Annotated in this window: 15 protein-coding genes; 10 read left to right on the top strand and 5 right to left on the bottom strand. The window is 69.2% G+C overall.

Annotated elements, in window-relative coordinates; translation table 11 throughout:
• Nucleotides 1–15: 15 nt before the first annotated feature.
• Nucleotides 16–1389, top strand: coding sequence for a hypothetical protein (locus FV229_RS07195; protein WP_147751306.1), 1374 nt, complete (start codon nucleotides 16–18; stop codon nucleotides 1387–1389).
• Nucleotides 1390–1398: 9 nt separating this feature from the next.
• Here FV229_RS07195 and dapE read toward each other — a convergent pair whose 3' ends face one another.
• Nucleotides 1399–2571, bottom strand: coding sequence for a succinyl-diaminopimelate desuccinylase (gene dapE / locus FV229_RS07190; protein ID WP_147751305.1), 1173 nt, complete (start codon nucleotides 2569–2571; stop codon nucleotides 1399–1401).
• Nucleotides 2572–2756: 185 nt separating this feature from the next.
• Between dapE and FV229_RS07185 the strand changes: the two genes are divergently transcribed.
• Nucleotides 2757–3164, top strand: coding sequence for a PilZ domain-containing protein (locus tag FV229_RS07185; protein ID WP_147751304.1), 408 nt, complete (start codon nucleotides 2757–2759; stop codon nucleotides 3162–3164).
• On the opposite strand, the gene FV229_RS07180 is transcribed toward FV229_RS07185, so the two are convergent.
• On the bottom strand, nucleotides 3157–5487 hold the full coding sequence (locus tag FV229_RS07180) for a glycogen debranching N-terminal domain-containing protein (RefSeq protein ID WP_147751303.1): 2331 nt from the start codon (nucleotides 5485–5487) through the stop codon (nucleotides 3157–3159). The genes FV229_RS07185 and FV229_RS07180 overlap by 8 nt on opposite strands.
• Before the next feature lie 193 nt (nucleotides 5488–5680).
• Nucleotides 5681–6814: a glycosyltransferase family 4 protein gene (locus FV229_RS07175; protein ID WP_147751302.1), complete on the bottom strand. Its 1134-nt coding sequence runs from the start codon at nucleotides 6812–6814 to the stop codon at nucleotides 5681–5683.
• A 519-nt stretch (nucleotides 6815–7333) separates the two neighbouring features.
• On the opposite strand from FV229_RS07175, the gene FV229_RS07170 reads away from it, so the two are divergent.
• From FV229_RS07170 to FV229_RS07135, 8 genes are all read left to right on the top strand, one after another.
• Nucleotides 7334–9424, top strand: a complete 2091-nt coding sequence (locus FV229_RS07170; protein WP_246688093.1) for a TonB-dependent siderophore receptor — start codon at nucleotides 7334–7336, stop codon at nucleotides 9422–9424.
• 218 nt (nucleotides 9425–9642) lie between these two features.
• The gene (rpmI, locus tag FV229_RS07165; RefSeq protein ID WP_018044555.1) at nucleotides 9643–9846 is read left to right on the top strand and encodes a 50S ribosomal protein L35; all 204 of its coding nucleotides are present in this window, start codon (nucleotides 9643–9645) and stop codon (nucleotides 9844–9846) included.
• Between the two features lie 48 nt (nucleotides 9847–9894).
• On the top strand, nucleotides 9895–10275 hold the full coding sequence (gene rplT / locus FV229_RS07160) for a 50S ribosomal protein L20 (protein WP_147751300.1): 381 nt from the start codon (nucleotides 9895–9897) through the stop codon (nucleotides 10273–10275).
• A 136-nt stretch (nucleotides 10276–10411) separates the two neighbouring features.
• Nucleotides 10412–11494 (top strand): phenylalanine--tRNA ligase subunit alpha, encoded by a 1083-nt coding sequence (pheS, locus tag FV229_RS07155; protein WP_147751299.1) that lies wholly within the window; start codon nucleotides 10412–10414, stop codon nucleotides 11492–11494.
• Between the two features lie 18 nt (nucleotides 11495–11512).
• Nucleotides 11513–11812 (top strand): hypothetical protein, encoded by a 300-nt coding sequence (locus FV229_RS07150; protein WP_147751298.1) that lies wholly within the window; start codon nucleotides 11513–11515, stop codon nucleotides 11810–11812.
• Nucleotides 11809–12297 carry a hypothetical protein gene (locus FV229_RS07145; RefSeq protein WP_147751297.1) on the top strand — a complete coding sequence of 163 codons (489 nt, stop codon included), beginning with the start codon at nucleotides 11809–11811 and terminating at the stop codon, nucleotides 12295–12297. The genes FV229_RS07150 and FV229_RS07145 overlap by 4 nt, the downstream gene beginning before the upstream one ends.
• A gap of 20 nt (nucleotides 12298–12317) precedes the next feature.
• On the top strand, nucleotides 12318–14735 hold the full coding sequence (pheT, locus tag FV229_RS07140) for a phenylalanine--tRNA ligase subunit beta (RefSeq protein ID WP_147751296.1): 2418 nt from the start codon (nucleotides 12318–12320) through the stop codon (nucleotides 14733–14735).
• Nucleotides 14736–14763: 28 nt separating this feature from the next.
• Nucleotides 14764–15657 carry a DUF1186 domain-containing protein gene (locus FV229_RS07135; RefSeq protein WP_147751295.1) on the top strand — a complete coding sequence of 298 codons (894 nt, stop codon included), beginning with the start codon at nucleotides 14764–14766 and terminating at the stop codon, nucleotides 15655–15657.
• Here FV229_RS07135 and moeB read toward each other — a convergent pair.
• Nucleotides 15626–16414 (bottom strand): molybdopterin-synthase adenylyltransferase MoeB, encoded by a 789-nt coding sequence (gene moeB / locus FV229_RS07130; RefSeq protein WP_147751294.1) that lies wholly within the window; start codon nucleotides 16412–16414, stop codon nucleotides 15626–15628. The two genes, FV229_RS07135 and moeB, sit on opposite strands and share 32 nt — an antisense overlap.
• A 148-nt stretch (nucleotides 16415–16562) precedes the next feature.
• The gene (gene infC / locus FV229_RS07125; protein WP_238270738.1) at nucleotides 16563–17084 is read right to left on the bottom strand and encodes a translation initiation factor IF-3; all 522 of its coding nucleotides are present in this window, start codon (nucleotides 17082–17084) and stop codon (nucleotides 16563–16565) included.
• Nucleotides 17085–17547: the final 463 nt, after the last annotated feature.

The raw sequence follows: 17547 nt of genomic DNA, 5'->3' as shown, positions 1-17547 counted from the left end.
CGGGGGGCGACGACCATGGAAGGCCCGTTTCAGATCATCGTCTATCTGGCGACGTGCTTCGCGTTCTTCTCGCCGCTGATCTTCATCGCCGTGCGGGAATCGATCAAGAAGCACCGCCAGGAGATCATCACCGACCTCGCGACCGTGTTCGACATCGGTGATCCAGCCGGGACCAACCTGATTCCGTCATTCGAGTTCGTGAAATACAAGTACTTCGTCGGCGCCCGCCGAAGCCGGGACCCGGCGGCCGGCCGGGCGGAGGGCGAGCGGAGCACGGTCTGGGCGGCAGAGACCCGCGGCAAGCGCGAGGACTATTCGGTGATCGCGTGGATCATCGGCTCCGCCCCATTCGGAATCCTCGCGGCGACCTCGACCTTCTACGGCCTGTCCCTGCTCCTATCGGTGCTCGCCGAGCATATGACCGAGCCGAGCGGCCTGCGCTGGGGCGGCTTCAGCTACCCGACGCCGACGGGCGTCGGCATGGTCTGGCTGCTCGGCATCTGCGCAGCCTTCGCCGGCAGCTACATCACGGCTTTGCGCAGCCTGTACCGCGCGATCAAGAACTTCGACCTCAGCCCGGGCATGATCGCCAACGAGACCAACAAGATCCTCATCAGCTTCGTCCTCGGGCCGATCGTCTTCACCTCGATCATCTGGTTCGGAAGCCAGCTCGTGACGCTGGTGGTGCCGGTCTCGCCCGCGGTGACGGCGGCCGCGGCCATCACCGCCTGCTTCGTCGCCGGCGTCATGCCGGAGGTCGTCCTGCGCAGCATCATCCAGCGCGACCAGTTGAAGAACTTCAAGCGCGAGGAAGAAGAGGTCTTCCGGGCGTTCAAGATCACCCCGGTCGAGATCGTCGACGGCATCGACAGCGAGATCCGGGTCCGGCTCGACGACCACCACATCCACTCGACGCAGAACCTCGCTGCGGCCAACCCACTGATGCTGTTCGTCGAGACACCTTACGGCGTCTACCAGATCATGGATTGGGTCGCGCAGGCGCAGCTCTGCTGCTCCGTCGGGCGGGACAAGATCGTGCGGCTGTGGCCGCTCGGCGTGCGGACGCTGTTCGACCTCGAACGGCTCGCCGCCGGTAAGGACCCGTCCAAGGACGCGCTTCTGCTGGAGGTCGGGCGCATCATCCTCGGCGAGGCGCTGGTGCCCCTCGACCCGAAGGATCGCGCCGCCACCGCCGCCCTCGTCCGCGCGAGCATCGAGTTGCGCCTCGACGACCCGCATGTGCAACGCCTGCGACAGATCTACATCGCCGTCGGCGACCGGCTCGGCTCGAAGAGCCGCCGCTTCCGCGGCGGCGGCTACCGGGTGCTGTGCCGGAATCAGTCGCGCAAGGGCTGGATTTGCCGCGGGATTCGGGCCGAGCGCGCCTGAGCCTCTTCCTCAGGCGCCGGTTGGGAAGTAGGCGTCGAGCATCCGCACGTAGATCGCCGTCAACCGTTCCAGGTCGGCCACCGGCACGCACTCGTCGACCTGGTGCATCGTCTCGCCGACGAGGCCGAACTCGATCACCGGGCAGGCGTCCTTGATGAAGCGCGCGTCCGAGGTGCCGCCCGTCGTGGAGAGCGTCGGGCGCAGGCCCGTCTCGGCCGCGATCGCGTCCGAGACCAGGTCGACGAAGGCGTCGGGCCGCGTGAGGAAGGCCGGGGAATTCGAGGGCGCGAGGTCGAGGGTGTAGCGGACGGCGTTGCCGGCGGCCGCATCGAGGCGGCGGCGGATCTCGGCGCCGAGCGTCTCGGCATCCCAGCCCTCGTTGAAGCGGATGTTGAACACCGCCCGCGCATCCGCCGGGATGACGTTGGTGGCTTTGTTGCCGACGTCGATCGTCGTGAATTCGAGGTTCGAGGCGTCGAAATGCGCGGTGCCGCCGTCGAGCGGGTCGTCGGCGAGCGCCGAGGCGAGGCGCAGCATCCCCGGGATCGGGTTCTCGGCCCGGTGCGGGTAGGCGACGTGGCCCTGCCGGCCGTGGACCGTGAGCTTGCCCGTGAGGGAGCCGCGACGCCCGATCTTGATCATTTCGCCGAGCGTGCTCGGGTTCGTCGGCTCGCCGAGCAGGCAATGGTCGAAGCGCTCGCCCTGGGCCTTCGCCCAATCGAGCAGCTTGACGGTTCCGTTCACCGCCGGCCCCTCCTCGTCGCCGGTGACGAGGAACGCGATCGACCCGGAAAAATTCGGGCCGCGTGCCTGCAGGAAGCGCAGGGCGGCGGCGAGCATGCAGGCGATGCCGCCCTTCATGTCGACGGCGCCGCGCCCGTAGAGGATGCCGTCGGCGACCGCACCGTCGAACGGTCCGCTCCGCCACGCCGCCGCGTCGCCGGGGGGGACCACGTCGGTATGGCCGGCGAACAGCAGGCACGGGCCGCCCGATCCGATCCGGGCGTAGAGGTTCTCGACGTCGGGCGTGCCGGGCTCGGAGAAGACCGGACGCGCGACGGAGAACCCGGCCTCGGTGAGGACCCGGTCGAGCAGGGCCAGGGCGCCGCCCTCCTCGGGGGTCACCGAGGGGCAGCGGAGCAGCGCCTGCGCCAGATCGAGCGGACTCGCTTGCGCGCTCACGCCGGGCGCCCGACGACCGGAGGCCCGGGGATGATCGGGCAGGTCGGCCTGCTCGCGCAAGACGGCGTAGTCCCGGAGCGCGGAGCCTGCATCTTCAATCCTTCTTGAGAAACGAAGCTTACGACAACATGGGTCCGGGACAAAAGCCGCCCGACGGGTCGCGCACGCGAGGGGAGCATCGAGGCATGGACGCGAAGGCGGGGTCCGAGCCGGCCAAGGCCGGCAGCCATCTCAGCCTGGTGCCGGCGCCGTCGGAGAAGCGCTCCGGCGGCCGCCGCAACGCGGTGATGATCCCGGCCACGATCGTCTGCCCCGACGGGGCGACCCATCCTTGCGTGATCCGCGACATGTCGGCGACGGGCGCGAAGCTCGCGATCTCGCGCCGTCACCGCCTGCCCGCCGAGGTCACGCTCGCGATCCCGGGGCAGGCCGTCGCCTATCCGGTCGCGCGCCAATGGCAGCGCGGCGACTTCGCCGGCGTCGTGCTGGCTGTCGCCAAGCCCGACGCCGACACATCCGACGCCGACATGCCTACACCCGAGATGCCTGCCCCCGAGATGCCTGCCCCCGAGATGCCCGACGCAGCTACTTGAGAACCACCACCTGCGCGTCGCCGACGCGGCGCATTACGCTGACGGTGACGTCGTCGCCGTGGCGGTGGAAGCGGAGATCCACCCGCGATTCGCCCAGCCGCACATTGTAGAGCGAGACGCCGTCGAGGAACGCCGGCAGGATCGGGTTGCGCAGGCGGACGCGATTGCGGGCGTGGTCGAGCTCCAGGCCGAGGCAGGCCGAGAGGAACGCGAACGGCGCCGCCGCGGCCCAGGCCTGCGGGCTGCAGGCCACCGGATAGGAGACCGGCCCGCGCTGGCGCCGGCGCATGAAGCCGCAGAACAGCTCCGGCAGCCGCTTCTGGTCCTGGTACAGGGCGGTGTCGAACATGCCCTGGAAGATGCGCGCGGCCTCGTGCTTGAGGTCGTAGTGGGCGAGCCCCATGGCGATGATCGCGTTGTCGTGCGGCCAGATCGAGCCGTTGTGGTACGACATCGGGTTGTAGCGCGCCTCGCCGCGGGCGATCGTGCGCACGCCCCATCCGTTGAAGCCGTCCTTCGACAGCAGCGTCGCCGCCACCTGCGCCGCCCGCTCGGGCTTGGCGATGCCGGTGAACAGGGCGTGACCCGCATTCGACGAGCGCACGGCGCATTGCCGCTTCTCGCCGTCGAGCGCCAGGGCATAGGTGCCGATCTCTTCGTTCCAGAACGCGGCGTCGAACGCATCCCGCAGGGCGTCCGCCTCCAGGGTCAGGGTCTCGGCCATCGCGTCGTGGCCGAGCATCGCCGCGAGCTTGGCCATGCCGTTCTTGGCGGCGTAGACGTAGCCCTGGACTTCGCACAGCGCGATCGGACCCTTCGCCAGGTGGCCGTCGTCGTGGAAGATCGAGTCGTGGCTGTCCTTCCAGCCCTGGTTCTCGAGCCCCTTGTCGGTGTCGCGGGCGTATTCGACGAAGCCGTCGCCGTCCCGGTCGCCGTAATCGTTCATCCAGGCGAGCGCGAGCTCGAGCGCCGGCCAGATCCGGGTGATCGTCTCGCGGTCGCCGGTGACGGCGTAGTATTCTGAGGCCAGCATCACGAAGAGCGGCGTGCCGTCGATGGTGCCGTAATAGTGCCGGAACGGCACCTCGCCGAGCATCGCCATCTCGCCGCGGCGGGTCTCGTGCAGCACCTTGCCCGGCTGCGCGTCGGCGGCCGGGTCCACCGCCTTGGCCTGCGTCACCGCGAGGTAGCGCAGCACGCCCTTGGCGAATTTCGGGTCGATCCACAGCGCCATCATCGCGGTGATGATGCCGTCGCGCCCGAACACCGTGGAGTACCAGGGGATGCCGGCGAACGGGTAGATGCCCTCGGGCGTGCGGCTCGCCAGCATGTAGAGGTCGGCGGTGGCGCGGCAGGCGGCCTCGTTGAACTGGTCGTTCGACGAGATGATCGTGGTGATGCCGGCGGTCAGCTCGCGCAGGTCCCGGCGCGCGTCGCGGTAGGCGCGAGCGAAGACCATGCCCTCGTAGAGGCCCTTCGGCGGCTTCACCGCGGTGCTGCCAGAGGCCAGCGAAAGCGCGGCGGCGGCGTCCTCGCCGGTCTTCTCGACGGAGGGCGCGCTGGTGAACGCGCGGTGCGCCTCGCAGACCACGCGGACGAACAGCGAGGCGCGGCCCTCGGGGGCGAGCGTCACCTCGAACACCGCGCGGCCGGGCTCGAGCAGCTTGGGCTTCGGCCCGAAATGCAGGGCGGTGGTGCGGACGATCTCGTCGAGGCCGACGTAGCGGAACTGGACCTCGTGCTCGCTCGCGACCTGCACGGCGCGCTTGCCGCGGCTGGTGCGGGCCGTACCGCGGACCTCGAACAGGTCGCGGTAGTCGGCGTCGAACGTCACCTCGATCCGGAGCGTCCGGTGGCGCGAATCGTAGGAGCGCAGGCCGATCCGGTCGTAGCAGGCGCCGCGGAACAGGAACTTGGTGCGCTCGATGGCGATGATCTCGCGCGGCAGCGTGATCTCGTCGTCGCCGTCGAGGCGGATGTCCGGCGTCGTCATGTCGACGGAGAGCGCGCCGTTGTCGTCCTGCATCACCGAGGACAGCATCAGCGGGCGCTGGCCCTCGATGGTGAAGTGCAGGCGCGAGAGGTAGCGCGTGTCCTGGAAGTACAGCCCCTCCGGCCCCGGCTGCACGCCGATGTCGCCGAAGGAATCGAGCACCGCGAAGGCCTCGCCGAACTTCAGCGAGCGCAGCGGCCGGTCGACCAGGGAGGTCTGCGCCTCGATGTGGTACTGCGGCAGCACCTCGTCGGCATCCTGGAAGCCGTGCGCGACCGTCCGCGATCCGTCGCCGCCGAGCTGCGCCTTTGCCGTCGTCGTGTCCGCCATGCGTGACCTGCTCCGCGCATCCAGGAGTGCGAATCGAAAGGGCCGCCGGATCGCGAATGTGCGATGCGGCGGCCCTGGTGACCGTCTGATTGAGCCGTTTGTACGACGCCGCGCGGACGGAGAAAACCCTCGTCCGCGTCGGTCAGCTCATCCGCATCCAGCCCGAAGCAAGCCGGATGCCGGAGGTCTGGGATCAGGCCGGCATCGCGGCGATGGAGATCGCCGGACGGGCCGAGCCGTTCATCTCGCCGTAATGCGGGGCGAAGGACGCGGCGCCCGGCAGCGCGATGACCGAATCGCGGGCGGAAATCAGCTGCTCGTAGGCGGCGACGTACTTCTTGACCATGCACTCGGCGGTGAAGGCGGTCTCGAAGTGGCGGCGCACGCCGGCGCGGCTCATGGTCTTGACCTTGGCGACCGCGGCGACCGCGTCGTCCATGGTCTCGCACAGGACGCCGCTGACGCCGTCGGCGATGACCTCCGGAACGGAGCCGTTGCGGAAGGCGATCACCGGGGTGCCGGCCGACATCGCCTCGATCATGACGAGGCCGAAGGGCTCCGGCCAGTCGATCGGGAAGGCCAGCGCCAGGGCGTTGCCGAGGAATTCCTTCTTTTGGTCCTCGTTGATCTCGCCGATGTACTCGACCAGCGGGTGGTGGGTCATCGGCTCGATGACCTCGTCCCAGTACTTCTGGTCGGCCTTGTCGACCTTGGCGGCGATCTTCAGCGGCGTGCCGGAGCGGATCGCCATCTCGATCGCGCGGTCGGGGCGCTTCTCGGGGGAGATGCGGCCGAGGAAGGCGAGGTAGCCGCCCTTGGCCTCCGGCGAATAGGGGCAGTTCTGGGCCGGGAGGCCGTGATGGATCGTCGACAGCCAGTTGACGTTCGGCGGCATCGGCTCGCGCTGGTTGTCGGAGATCGACACCAGCGGCATCCCGGTGAAGGTCTTGTAGACCGGCATGAAGTCCGGCACGTCGAGGCGACCGTGCATCGTGGTGATGCACTTGTGGTTCAGGTCCTCGAACATCGGGTACTGAAGCAGGTCGATGTGGAAGTGCAGGATATCGAACTCGTGCGCCCGGCGATGGACCTGATGCAGCATCGCGAGGTGGCTCGCGGTGTGGTCGCGGTAGCCGAGCAGGCGCAGACCCTCGGGCGTGCAGGCCGCGAGCTTGGCCGAGGTCTCGGAATCGCCGCTCGCGAACAGGGTGACGTCGTGGCCCTGGCGGACCAACTCTTCGGTGATCCAGCTGACGACGCGCTCGGTGCCGCCGTAGAACTTCGGCGGTACGGCTTCCGAGAGCGGGGCGATCTGGGCAATGCGCACGAAAGGTCTCCTGATTAGCCAGCGTTTCGGGGATCTAACCCGACCCGGGCTGAGTGGGACATGAACGAAACCCACGGCCAAGGTTATGGTTCCTTGTGCGGTGCGAAGGCAGCTCTCCGTCGGCGTCGCCGGGACTTGTCCCCGGTATCCTCGAAGCCCGTTCGGACCCGACGCGGACCCGACGCGAACCCGGCGGCGCGAACAGCCTGTGCGGTGCCGAAGTCGGCCGAAAACACCGAGCCGAGCCGTTTGCGGAAACCAAGATCGAAAAAGCATAGTTTTGAAGTATTCCAAATCGATGTTGTGCCCTTTGGGCGACGCATCGCGAAGGATCTTGCTTATACGTCGCTTTATTTCGTCCGATCATTGCAAGTACCGCCCGTGATCCGCCAAGGGATCGAGCGGGGCCGATCGCCTCCGACACTATGAGCGCGAGCGAGAACGATGGTCCGGGACGGCGGAGATACGAGACGGCGGCGCGCTGAAACCACCGGTTGCTTGCTGGCCTCTGTGCTCGCGCTGACGGCCGTCCTCGCCTCCGCGGCCGAGGCGCAGACCGCCCCGGCGGCGGACGAGGTCGTCCTGTCGGAGCTGAGCGTCACCGGCGTCGGCGCCGAGCGGGCCGGCGGCCCGGTCGCCGGCTATCGCGCCGCACGCTCGGCCACCGCCACCCGCACCGACACGGCGTTGCGGGACACGCCGCAATCGATCCAGGTGGTGCCGCGCGACGTGCTGGTGGACCAGCAGGACGTCCGCCTCGCCGACGCGTTGCAGAACGTCAGCAACGTGCAGCCCGGCGGTACCCTGCAGGGCCGGAGCGAGACCTTCATCATCCGCGGCTTCGCCACCCAGACCTACGCGATCGACGGCGTCCTGCTGAACCAGGCGAGCAACTTCTACACCGTCCAGCGCGACCTCGCCGACGTGGAGCGCATCGAGGTTCTGAAGGGGCCGGCCTCCGTGCTCTACGGCCGCGGCGAGCCGGGGGGCCTGATCAACGTCGTCACCCGCCAGCCGACCCTGGTGCCCTCGGGCGACCTCAGCATCCAGGGCGGCAGCTTCGGCTTCCGCCGCGTGCAGGGCTCGGTGTCGAGCCCGATCCCGAGCGTCGAGGGCCTGGCGGCCCGCATCAGCTTCGCCGGGCAGTCCGACCCGACCTTCCGCAACTACGGCGGCCGCGACAATTCCCGCACCTTCGTGGCGCCGGCCTTTACCTGGAACCCGTCGCCCGACACCCGCGTGTCGTTCCTCGGCGAGTTCACCCGCACCGACACCCAGTACGACGAGGGCCTGATCGCCCGGAACGGGCGCGTGCCCCTCGACGACATCGGCCGGTACTACGGCGAGCCCTTCAGCCGCTACAACGGCACGGCGAATTTCGGTCTGCTCCGCATCGAGCACGACGTGAACGAGAACGTCACCCTGCGCGAGGTCTTCAGCGCCCAGGGCGGCGCTTTCGACCTGATCGCGACCCGCGCGACAGGCCTGAGCAACAACAACAGCATCGTGGCACGCCGGGAGACCGCCGTGCGCTCGGCCTACGCCTCGATCGACAGCCAGACCGAGATGGTCGCGAAGTTCGATTTGTTCGGCCTGCGCAACACCGTGCTCGTCGGGTTCGAGTATACGAACGGCTATCGCCATTCCTACACGACGCAGAGCACCGGCTTCCCGTCGGTCGGCTTCCTCAACCCGACCTTCGGCTCGGCCGTCGTCGGCACGACCTTGCAGGGCGACCTCCGGCAGAACAACGACCTCTACGGCCTCTACGTGCAGGACCAGGTCGACCTCGGCTACGGCCTGCAGCTGCTGCTCGGCGTCCGCTACGACACCGGAACGCAGTTCTACTTCAATCGGACGCCGACCTCGCGCGCGGTGCCGCCGGACCAGGAGCTGTCGGGAACCTCGCCGCGCGTCGGCCTCGTCTACCGGCCGTTCGATCCGCTGACGCTGTATGCGAGCTACACGACCTCGTTCAAGCCGCAGACCGCCAACGTCCTCAACGTCTCGAACCCGGCCCCCGAGACCGGCGACCAGATCGAGGTCGGAAGCCGCCTCGACCTCACGCCGGACCTGACCCTGAGCGCGGCCGCCTTCCGCATCACCCGCCAGAACGTCGCCGCCACCGACCCGGCCAACACCGGCTTCTCGGTGATCACCGGCGAGCAGCGCTCGCAGGGCGTCGAAGCGGATCTGGCCGGCCAGATCCTGCCCGGCTGGAAGGTCATCGGCAGCATCGGGCAGCTCGACGCGCGGATCACCAAGGACACGACCTTCACGGTGGGCAACCGCCTCGTCGGCGTGCCGAGCTTCAGCACCAGCCTGTGGTCGACCTACCAGTTCCAGGACGGCTTCCTGCGCGGCTGGACCGTCGGCGGCGGCATCACCTATGTCGGGCGGCGCACGGGCGACCTGAACAACAGCTACACCGTCGGCGGCTATGCCCGCCTCGACGCGGCGTTGTTCTACGATTTCGACGAGCACGCCCGCTTCTCGCTGAACGCGCGCAACCTCACCGACCGGCGCTACATCGAGCAGCCGTTCAACCAGTTCAACAACGCACCCGGCGCGCCGCTCTCCGTGCTCGCCACCATCACCGCCAAGCTGTGACCCGGCCTCCGGACGCTCCGGCGGGAACGTCGGGATCGACCGGGCATCCGCGAAGGCATTGAAGCGGAGCGCGGTTTCTGCCATAAGCCGCCCCGCGTGGAACCGCCCGGCCGGTTAGGGCTGCCGTGGCGGTTCATGCTGCTCCACCAGAAGCATCCATCGAGCGCACCCCTCCGGCCATCGTCGGACGGCAGGGGTTTCGCGCAGCGGAGAGCCAAATGCCCAAGCTGAAGACCAAATCGGGCGCCAAGAAGCGCTTCAAGATCACCGGGACCGGCAAGGTCATGTACGCCCAGGCCGGTAAGCGCCACGGGATGATCAAGCGGACGACGAAGCAGATCCGCAACCTGCGCGGCACCACCACCCTGTTCGAGGGCGATGCCGCCAACGTGAAGAAGTACTTCCTGCCCAACAGCCGGTAAGCGCTTCACGACCGCCGAGACTGCTTTTTTCGATCCAGGAGATACAACATGGCCCGCGTCAAACGCGGCGTGACCAGTCACGCCAAGCACAAGAAAGTCCTCAAGGCCGCCCGTGGCTATTACGGCCGGCGCAAGAATACGATCCGGATCGCCAAGCAGGCGGTCGAGAAGGGCATGCAGTATGCCTACCGCGATCGTAAGAACAAGAAGCGCACGTTCCGCGCCCTCTGGATCCAGCGCCTGAACGCCGCCGTCCGCGAGCACGGCCTGACCTATTCGCGCTTCATCGACGGCCTGGCGAAGTCCGGCATCGTCGTCGACCGCAAAGCGCTGTCCGACCTCGCGATCCACGAGCCGGCGAGCTTCGCCGTCGTGGTCGAGAAGGCCAAGGCCGCGCTGCCGGCCGCGCAGCCCGCCAAGGCGGCCTGAGCCCCATCCGAGCGACGAACCGGCGAAAGGCGCGGGGCTCCCTCGGGGGCGCCGCGCCTTCGTCATGTTCGCAGACCCCTTGTCCGCCAGCCCGCGCCGCTGCGCCGGGCGGTGACCCGCACGCGATGGGACCGCGATGACCGATCTCGACACCCTCGAAGGCGACCTGCTTGCCCAGGTCGCGTCCGCAGCCGACGAGGCGTCGCTCGAGTCCGTGCGCGTCGCGGCGCTCGGCAAGAAGGGCAGCGTCTCCGAACTGCTGAAGACCCTCGGCGCCATGAGCCCCGAGGAGCGCAAGGCGCGCGGCCCCCTGATCAACGGCCTGCGCGACCGGGTGCAGGGCGCAATCGCGCAGCGCCGCGAGGCGCTGGCCGAGGCGGCCCTCGAAGCCCGGCTCGCGGCCGAGCGCATCGACGTGACGCTGCCCCTGCGCGAGGCGCCGGAGGCCCGCGGGCGCATCCACCCGATCAGCCAGGTCATCGACGAGATCACCGCGATCTTCGCCGACATGGGGTTCTCGGTCGCCGAAGGCCCGGACATCGAGACCGACGAGCTGAACTTCACCGCGCTGAACTTCCCGCCCGGCCACCCGGCGCGCGAGATGCACGACACCTTCTTCCTCGCGCCCGACGCGGAAGGGAAGCGCAAGGTGCTGCGCACGCACACCTCGCCGGTCCAGATCCGCACCATGCGGGCGCAAAAGCCGCCGATCCGGGTGATCATCCCGGGCCGGACCTACCGGCACGATTCCGACCAGACCCACACGCCGATGTTCCATCAGGTCGAGGGGCTGGTGATCGACAAGGCGGCCAACATCGCCAACCTGAAATGGGTCCTGGAAGAGTTCTGCAAGGCGTTCTTCGAGGTCGACGCCGTGAAGATGCGCTTCCGGCCCTCGTTCTTCCCTTTCACCGAGCCCTCGGCCGAGGTCGACATCCAGTGCTCGCGCAAGGGCGGCGAGATCCGTTTCGGCGAGGGCACGGACTGGCTCGAGATCCTCGGTTGCGGCATGGTGCACCCGAACGTGCTGACCAATTGCGGGCTCGATCCGAACGAGTTCCAGGGCTTCGCCTTCGGCGTCGGCATCGACCGCATCGCCATGCTCAAGTACGGCATGCCGGACCTGCGGCCGTTCTTCGAGGCCGACATCCGCTGGATCGAGCATTACGGCTTCCGCCCGCTCGACGTGCCGAGCTTGATCGGCGGGCTGACGGGGTAAACGTCTCGGGAGGTTTCGATGACCGAGTTCGAGGTCCAGACGATCGCACAGCGCGTCCTCGGCGCGTCGTTGCACGGTGCGGGTTTCGATGCAGCGCACGTCGAGGCACGTCCCAACTCCGCAGGCGAGGATGCGCTCTTCATCACGGTGCGCTTCAAGCCCGGCGCAGGCGTCACGGGCGGCGGCGTGACCGGCGACGCCATGGTCGCACTCGGGCACGCTCTGGAAGCCGCCGGCGAACACCGTTTCCCGTATCTGATCTACGCGTTCCCTGACGATCCGCCCCCGTATTCGGACGACGTCCAGGCCGCAGAATGAAGCCTCGCCGGATACCAGGGCCCCTCGTCGCCGACCTGATCGCGACGGCCGAACTGCTCGCCGCAAGTCCCGGGCAGCCGACGTTCCGGCAGGCCTGCATGCGGCGTGCCGTGAGCGGCGCGTATCACGCCGTGTTCCACGCCCTGTGCGCGACCTGTTCCGACGCCCTCGTCGGATGGAGCAAGGCGTCGATCCTGGCGCCGATCTATCGCTCGCTCGATCATGGACCCGTTCTCAAGAAGCTGCGAAGCCGGGAAGCCCGACAGATCGACGAGCGGATCGAACGCGTCGCCTTCCTGTTCGGCAGCCTGCAGGAGCAGCGTCATGCCGCCGATTACGCTCCTCCCTCACCCCTTTTCAGCCGAACCCAGACGTTGACGCTCATTGCGGATGCGCAGGAAGCCGTTTCTCTGTCGAGCGGCCTCGAAGCGCCCAAGCGTCTGGAACTCGCCATCCTTCTGATCGCGCGACAGCGCGCCGCCTGAACCGAAGCGTCTCGAATCCCATGAAATTCACCCTCTCCTGGCTCAAGGACCACCTCGACACCGAGGCGTCCCTCGACGTGATCGCCGAGACGCTCACCCGGATCGGGCTCGAGGTCGAGGGCGTCGAGGACAAGGCCTCCGCGCTCAAGCCCTACGTGATCGCCAAGGTGCTCAGCGCCGAGCCGCATCCCAACGCCGACCGGCTCAGGGTCTGCAGCGTCGACGCCGGGGACGGAAAGCCGCTCCAGGTGGTCTGCGGCGCGCCGAACGCGCGGGCGGGCATGCTGAGCGTGTTCGCGCCGCCCGGCACCTACGTGCCGGGCAAGGACATCACCCTGTCCGTCGGCAACATCCGCGGCGTCGAGAGCCGCGGCATGCTATGCTCGGGGGCCGAACTCGGCTTGGGCGACGACCACGACGGCATCCTCGACTTGGCCCAGGACGCGCCGGTCGGCACGCCCTACGCCCTCTGGGCCGGGCTCGACGACCCGGTCATCGAGATCAACCTGACCCCCAATCGCCCGGATTGCGCCTCGGTGCTCGGGATCGCGCGCGACCTCGCCGCCACCGGAATCGGCGCCCTGAAATCTTCGGCCGAGCCGCAGATCCTTGGCGAAGGCCCCTGCCCCGTCGCGGTGTCGCTCGACGTGCCGACGGCGAGCGGCCTCGCCCCGCACTTCGCGCTGCGCCTCGTGCGCGGCGTGACCAACGGTGCATCGCCGGACTGGATGCAGGCGCGGCTGCGGGCGATCGGGCTGCGCCCGATCAACGCGCTCGTGGACATCACCAACTACATGACCTTCGACCGCGGCCGGCCGCTGCACGTGTTCGACGCCGCGAAGGTCGCGGGCGACGTCGTCGTCCGGCTCGCCCGCGCCGGCGAGACCCTGAAGGGCCTCGACGGGCGCGACCACGCGCTCGGCGGCGAGATGGTCGTCATCGCCGACGACGACGGCGTCGAGTCGGTCGCCGGCATCGTCGGCGGGGCGGCCTCGGGCTGCGACGCCGCGACCACGGACGTGCTGATCGAATCGGCCCTGTGGAATCCGGCCAACATCGCGCAGACCGGCCGGCGCCTCGGCGTCATCACCGACGCCCGCTACCGCTTCGAACGCGGCGTCGACCCGGCCTCGACGCTGACGGGGCTCGACCGGGCGACGCAGCTCGTCCTCGACTTCTGCGGCGGCACGCCGACCGAGGCGACGGTCGCGGGTGCGATGCCCGAGGGCGACCACGCCATCGACTTCCCCTGGTCCGAGGTGCGTCGCCTCGCCGGGCTCGACCTGTCCCGCGCCGAGATGACGGTGACGCTCGAAGCCCTCGGCTTCCGGGTCTCCGGCACGGGCGACCGGGTGAGGGTGGTGCCGCCGTCCTGGCGGCCGGACGTGGAGGGCAGCGCCGACCTCGTCGAGGAGATCATCCGCATCGCGGGCCTCGACCGGATCGAGCCGAAGCCGCTGCCGCCGCTGGCGGGGATCACGCGCGCGACGCTGACCCTGATCCAGAAGCGCACCCGCCGCGCCAAGCGCGCGCTGGCGAGCCGCGGCCTGATGGAAGCGGTGACGTGGTCGTTCATCCCGCACGACGACGCGGTGCTGTTCGGCGGCGGCGGCGCCGACCTCGTTCTGGCCAACCCGATCGCGTCGGAGCTCTCCGACATGCGCCCGAGCCTCGTGCCGGGCCTGCTGCGCGCCGCGCAACGCAACGCCGACCGCGTCTACCCAGACGCGGCCCTGTTCGAGGTCGGGCAATGCTTCGCCGACGACGCGCCGGAGGGGCAGACCATCCGCGCCGCGGCCGTGCGGCGGGGGTCGGCGAACCTCGCCGGCGGCGGTCGGCACTGGGACGGCACCGCGCCGACCGTGGACGCCTTCCAGGCCAAGGCCGACGCGCTGGCGATGCTCGCGGCGTTGGGCGTGCCGACCGGCGGCCTCCAGGTCGTGGCCGGCGGCGCCGACTGGCTGCATCCCGGCCGCTCGGGCACGCTCCAGTTCGGCCCGAAGAACCAGGTCGGGTCCTTCGGCGAGGTGCACCCCCGGGTGATGAAGGCGCTCGACCTGAAGGGCACGCTGGTGGCCTTCGAGATCGTGCTCGACGCGATCCCGGCGCCGAAGCAGAAGCCGACCAAGACCAAGGGCGCCGCGATGCTCTCGGACTTCCAACCGGTGTCGCGCGACTTCGCCTTCGTGGTCGGCCGCGACGTCGCCGCCGGCGAGATCGTCAAGGCGGCGGCGGGCGCGGAGCGCAAGCTCGTCGCCGGCGTCGAGGTGTTCGACGTGTACGAAGGCGCCGGCGTGCCGGAAGGCTCGAAGTCGGTGGCGATCGCGGTGCGGTTGCAGCCGGTGGAGCGGACGCTGACCGACGCCGAGATCGAGGCCGCGAGCGCCCGGATCGTCGCCGAGGTCGGCCGCAAGACCGGCGCGACCTTGCGCGGCTGATCCCACCCCAACCGAGGCGACCCCGATCATGACCGACGCCGAATCCCTGTGTCAGGCGCTGTCCCTGGCCGAGACCTTGCCCGAGCCGCTGCTGCGGCGCGCGCTCGCCGAGCCGGACCTCGTCGCCGGCGAGACCCTGCGCCTGCTCTCCGAGGCGGGCGCCGGCGCGGAGCTGACGCCCGAGCAGGAGAACCTGCTGTTCTGGGGTGTGCACGTGCTGGCCCACGCCCGCGACGCGCGGCTGCTCGACCCGCTCCTGCGCTTCCTCAAGCAGGACGAGGAGACCGTCGACGCGATCCTGGGCGACGCCGTCACCACGACGCTCGCGCGGATGGTGGCGAGCCTGTTCGACGGCCGGACCGACCCGCTCTTCGCGCTCGTCCTCGACAGCACCGTCGACGACGCCGTGCGCCAGGCCCTGCTCGGCGCCTGCGTCTACCTCACGATCGAGGGCCGGATCGACCGCGGCGCCATGCGCGACCTGCTGGTCCGCTTCGACGACGCGAAGGCGGCCGTCGAGGACGGCATGGGCTGGATCGGCTGGGAGGAGGCGATCGCCTTCCTCGGCTTGCGCGAGCTCGCCCCGCGGGCCGAGGCGGCGCGGCGCGACAAGCGCATCACCGACGAATTCAGCGACGCCGCGTGGTTCAAGGAGACCCTGCGCGAGGCCGAGCGCAAGCCGGACGACCGCGAGCGCCTCGACCCGTGGAACCATGGCTACTTGGACGACCCGATCACCCAGCTCGCCTGGACCCGCGAGGGCTACGGCATGCCGGCGGTCAACCCGTTCAAGGATGTCGGGCGCAACGATCCGTGCCCGTGCGGCAGCGGCAAGAAGTTCAAGAAGTGCTGCCTCGGCAAGGCGGACCAGCCGGACATGAGCGAGATCGTCAGCCTTCTCGGGAAGATCCCGAACCGCTGAGCGGGTTCGCCTCGTCAAAGGCGTAGCCCAGGGTCTCGAACCGCATCGCGCGGGCGTCGACCATCAGCAGGCGGCCGACCAGCGGTTCGCCGAAATCCGTCACCGCGCGGATCACCTCCATCGCCATCAACGAGCCCATCACGCCGGCGAGCGCCCCGAGCACCCCGGCCTCGGCGCAGGGCGGGACGGTTCCGGGCGGCGGCGGGTTCGGAAAGAGGCAGCGATAGGTCGGGTTCGGGCGGCCGTCCGACCCGGTCTCGTGGGCGCGGATCGTGGTCAGCGTGCCGTCGAAACGGCCGAGCGCGGCGGTGACGAGGGGCCGGCGCGCCCGGTAGCAGGCATCCGAGACCGCGTACCGCGTGGCGAAGTTGTCCGAGCCGTCGGCGACCACGTCGTAGTCGGCGGCCAGCGCCTCGGCCGACGCGGCGTCGATCCGAATCGGATGCGCGACCACCGCGACGTGCGGGTTGAGCCGGGCGACGGCGTCCGCCGCGCTCTCGACCTTCGGCCGCCCGACGTCCGGCGTGCCGTGGATGATCTGGCGCTGCAGGTTGGAGAGCGACACCGTGTCGTCGTCGACGATGCCGATCGTGCCGATTCCGGCGGCGGCGAGATACTGGATCAGCGGCGCGCCGAGGCCGCCGGCGCCCACCACAAGCACCCGCGCCGCCTTCAGCCGGCCCTGCCCCGGGCCGCCGATCTCCGGCAGCACCAGGTGGCGGGCGTAGCGTTCGATCTCGTCGGGGTTCAGGGCCATCCCGTGCAGATAGGCCGGGAGCCGGATCGGCGAAAGCCTGGATCCACGGAATGCACGGCCCCGGAAACGCAGGGTAGGGTCGCACAAAAAAAGCGCCGCCTCGCTGAGCGAGACGGCGCTTCGGAATCTCGTGACGCGCGCGAACGGATCAGCGCGGCGCCAGGATCATGATCATCTGGCGGCCTTCGAGCATCGGCTCGCTTTCCACCTTGGCGATCTCGGCGGTCTCGGTCTTCACCCGCTCGAGCAGGCGCAGGCCGATGTCCTGGTGCGCCATCTCACGACCGCGGAAGCGCAGGGTCACCTTGACCTTGTCGCCCTCCTCGAAGAAGCGCTGCACCGACTTCATCTTGGTGTCGTAGTCGTGCTTGTCGATGCCGGGACGGAGCTTGATCTCCTTGACCTCGACCGTCTTCTGCCGCTTGCGGGCCTCGTTCTGCTTCTTCTGTTCGTTGAAGCGGAAGCGGCCGTAATCGAGCAGCTTGCAGACGGGAGGGACGGAGTTCGGCGCGATCTCGACGAGGTCGAGGCCGGCCTCTTCGGCTAGCGCTAAGGCGTCGAAGAAGGCGACGACGCCCCGGTTCAGGCCGGTGTCGTCGATGAGCTGCACGTCGCGCACGCCGCGGATGTCCCGGTTGGCGCGAGGCCCGTCCTTCTGCGGGGCCGGCATGGCTCTCATTGGTCTACGAATGGCGGTGTTCTCCTGATGCAACGACGAAACGGCGGCCGCTGGCATCCCGTTCCGGGCTACCCTGACCACCGATCGCTCCGGCCTATCCCGGACAGCTTACCTTGGCCGAACCGTGCGGCAAGTCAACACATGTCGGGGATCGACTCGACACGATGCCGACTTCCGCGACGCGAAAGCCTTTCGTGTGATGTGAAGGTCCGGGGCGAAAAGACAAGCCCCCCAGCAGAACTTCCCGTCGGCGCGCGGTCACGCCGGCCCCGCTCGGCCGAGCAACCCGGCGTAGATCGCCAGCGTGTCGTCGACCATGCGCGCGAGGGAGAAGTTGGCCTCGACATGCGCGCGTTCGGCCGCTCGGCGGTCGAGGCCCAGGCGCTGGGCACGCCGGTGGTGGTGTCCGACCTCGGCGCGGTCCCCGAGACCGTCCTCAGCCCCCCCGAGGTTC

The sequence above is a fragment of the Methylobacterium sp. WL120 genome, from assembly GCF_008039465.1.
GTDB classification, from domain to species: Bacteria; Pseudomonadota; Alphaproteobacteria; order Rhizobiales; family Beijerinckiaceae; genus Methylobacterium; species Methylobacterium cerastii.
This window is presented reverse-complemented; position numbering and strand designations above follow the sequence as displayed.

Bases quoted from the DNA above. Each gene is read 5' to 3' on its own strand.
- FV229_RS07180 (WP_147751303.1), bottom strand. From the start codon at position 5,487: ATGGCGGACACGACGACGGCAAAGGCGCAGCTCGGCGGCGACGGATCG.
- FV229_RS07195 (WP_147751306.1), top strand. From the start codon at position 16: ATGGAAGGCCCGTTTCAGATCATCGTCTATCTGGCGACGTGCTTCGCG.
- rplT (WP_147751300.1), top strand. From the start codon at position 9,895: ATGGCCCGCGTCAAACGCGGCGTGACCAGTCACGCCAAGCACAAGAAA.
- rpmI (WP_018044555.1), top strand. From the start codon at position 9,643: ATGCCCAAGCTGAAGACCAAATCGGGCGCCAAGAAGCGCTTCAAGATC.
- FV229_RS07135 (WP_147751295.1), top strand. From the start codon at position 14,764: ATGACCGACGCCGAATCCCTGTGTCAGGCGCTGTCCCTGGCCGAGACC.
- pheT (WP_147751296.1), top strand. From the start codon at position 12,318: ATGAAATTCACCCTCTCCTGGCTCAAGGACCACCTCGACACCGAGGCG.
- pheS (WP_147751299.1), top strand. From the start codon at position 10,412: ATGACCGATCTCGACACCCTCGAAGGCGACCTGCTTGCCCAGGTCGCG.
- FV229_RS07185 (WP_147751304.1), top strand. From the start codon at position 2,757: ATGGACGCGAAGGCGGGGTCCGAGCCGGCCAAGGCCGGCAGCCATCTC.
- infC (WP_238270738.1), bottom strand. From the start codon at position 17,084: ATGCCGGCCCCGCAGAAGGACGGGCCTCGCGCCAACCGGGACATCCGC.
- moeB (WP_147751294.1), bottom strand. From the start codon at position 16,414: ATGGCCCTGAACCCCGACGAGATCGAACGCTACGCCCGCCACCTGGTG.
- FV229_RS07145 (WP_147751297.1), top strand. From the start codon at position 11,809: ATGAAGCCTCGCCGGATACCAGGGCCCCTCGTCGCCGACCTGATCGCG.
- FV229_RS07150 (WP_147751298.1), top strand. From the start codon at position 11,513: ATGACCGAGTTCGAGGTCCAGACGATCGCACAGCGCGTCCTCGGCGCG.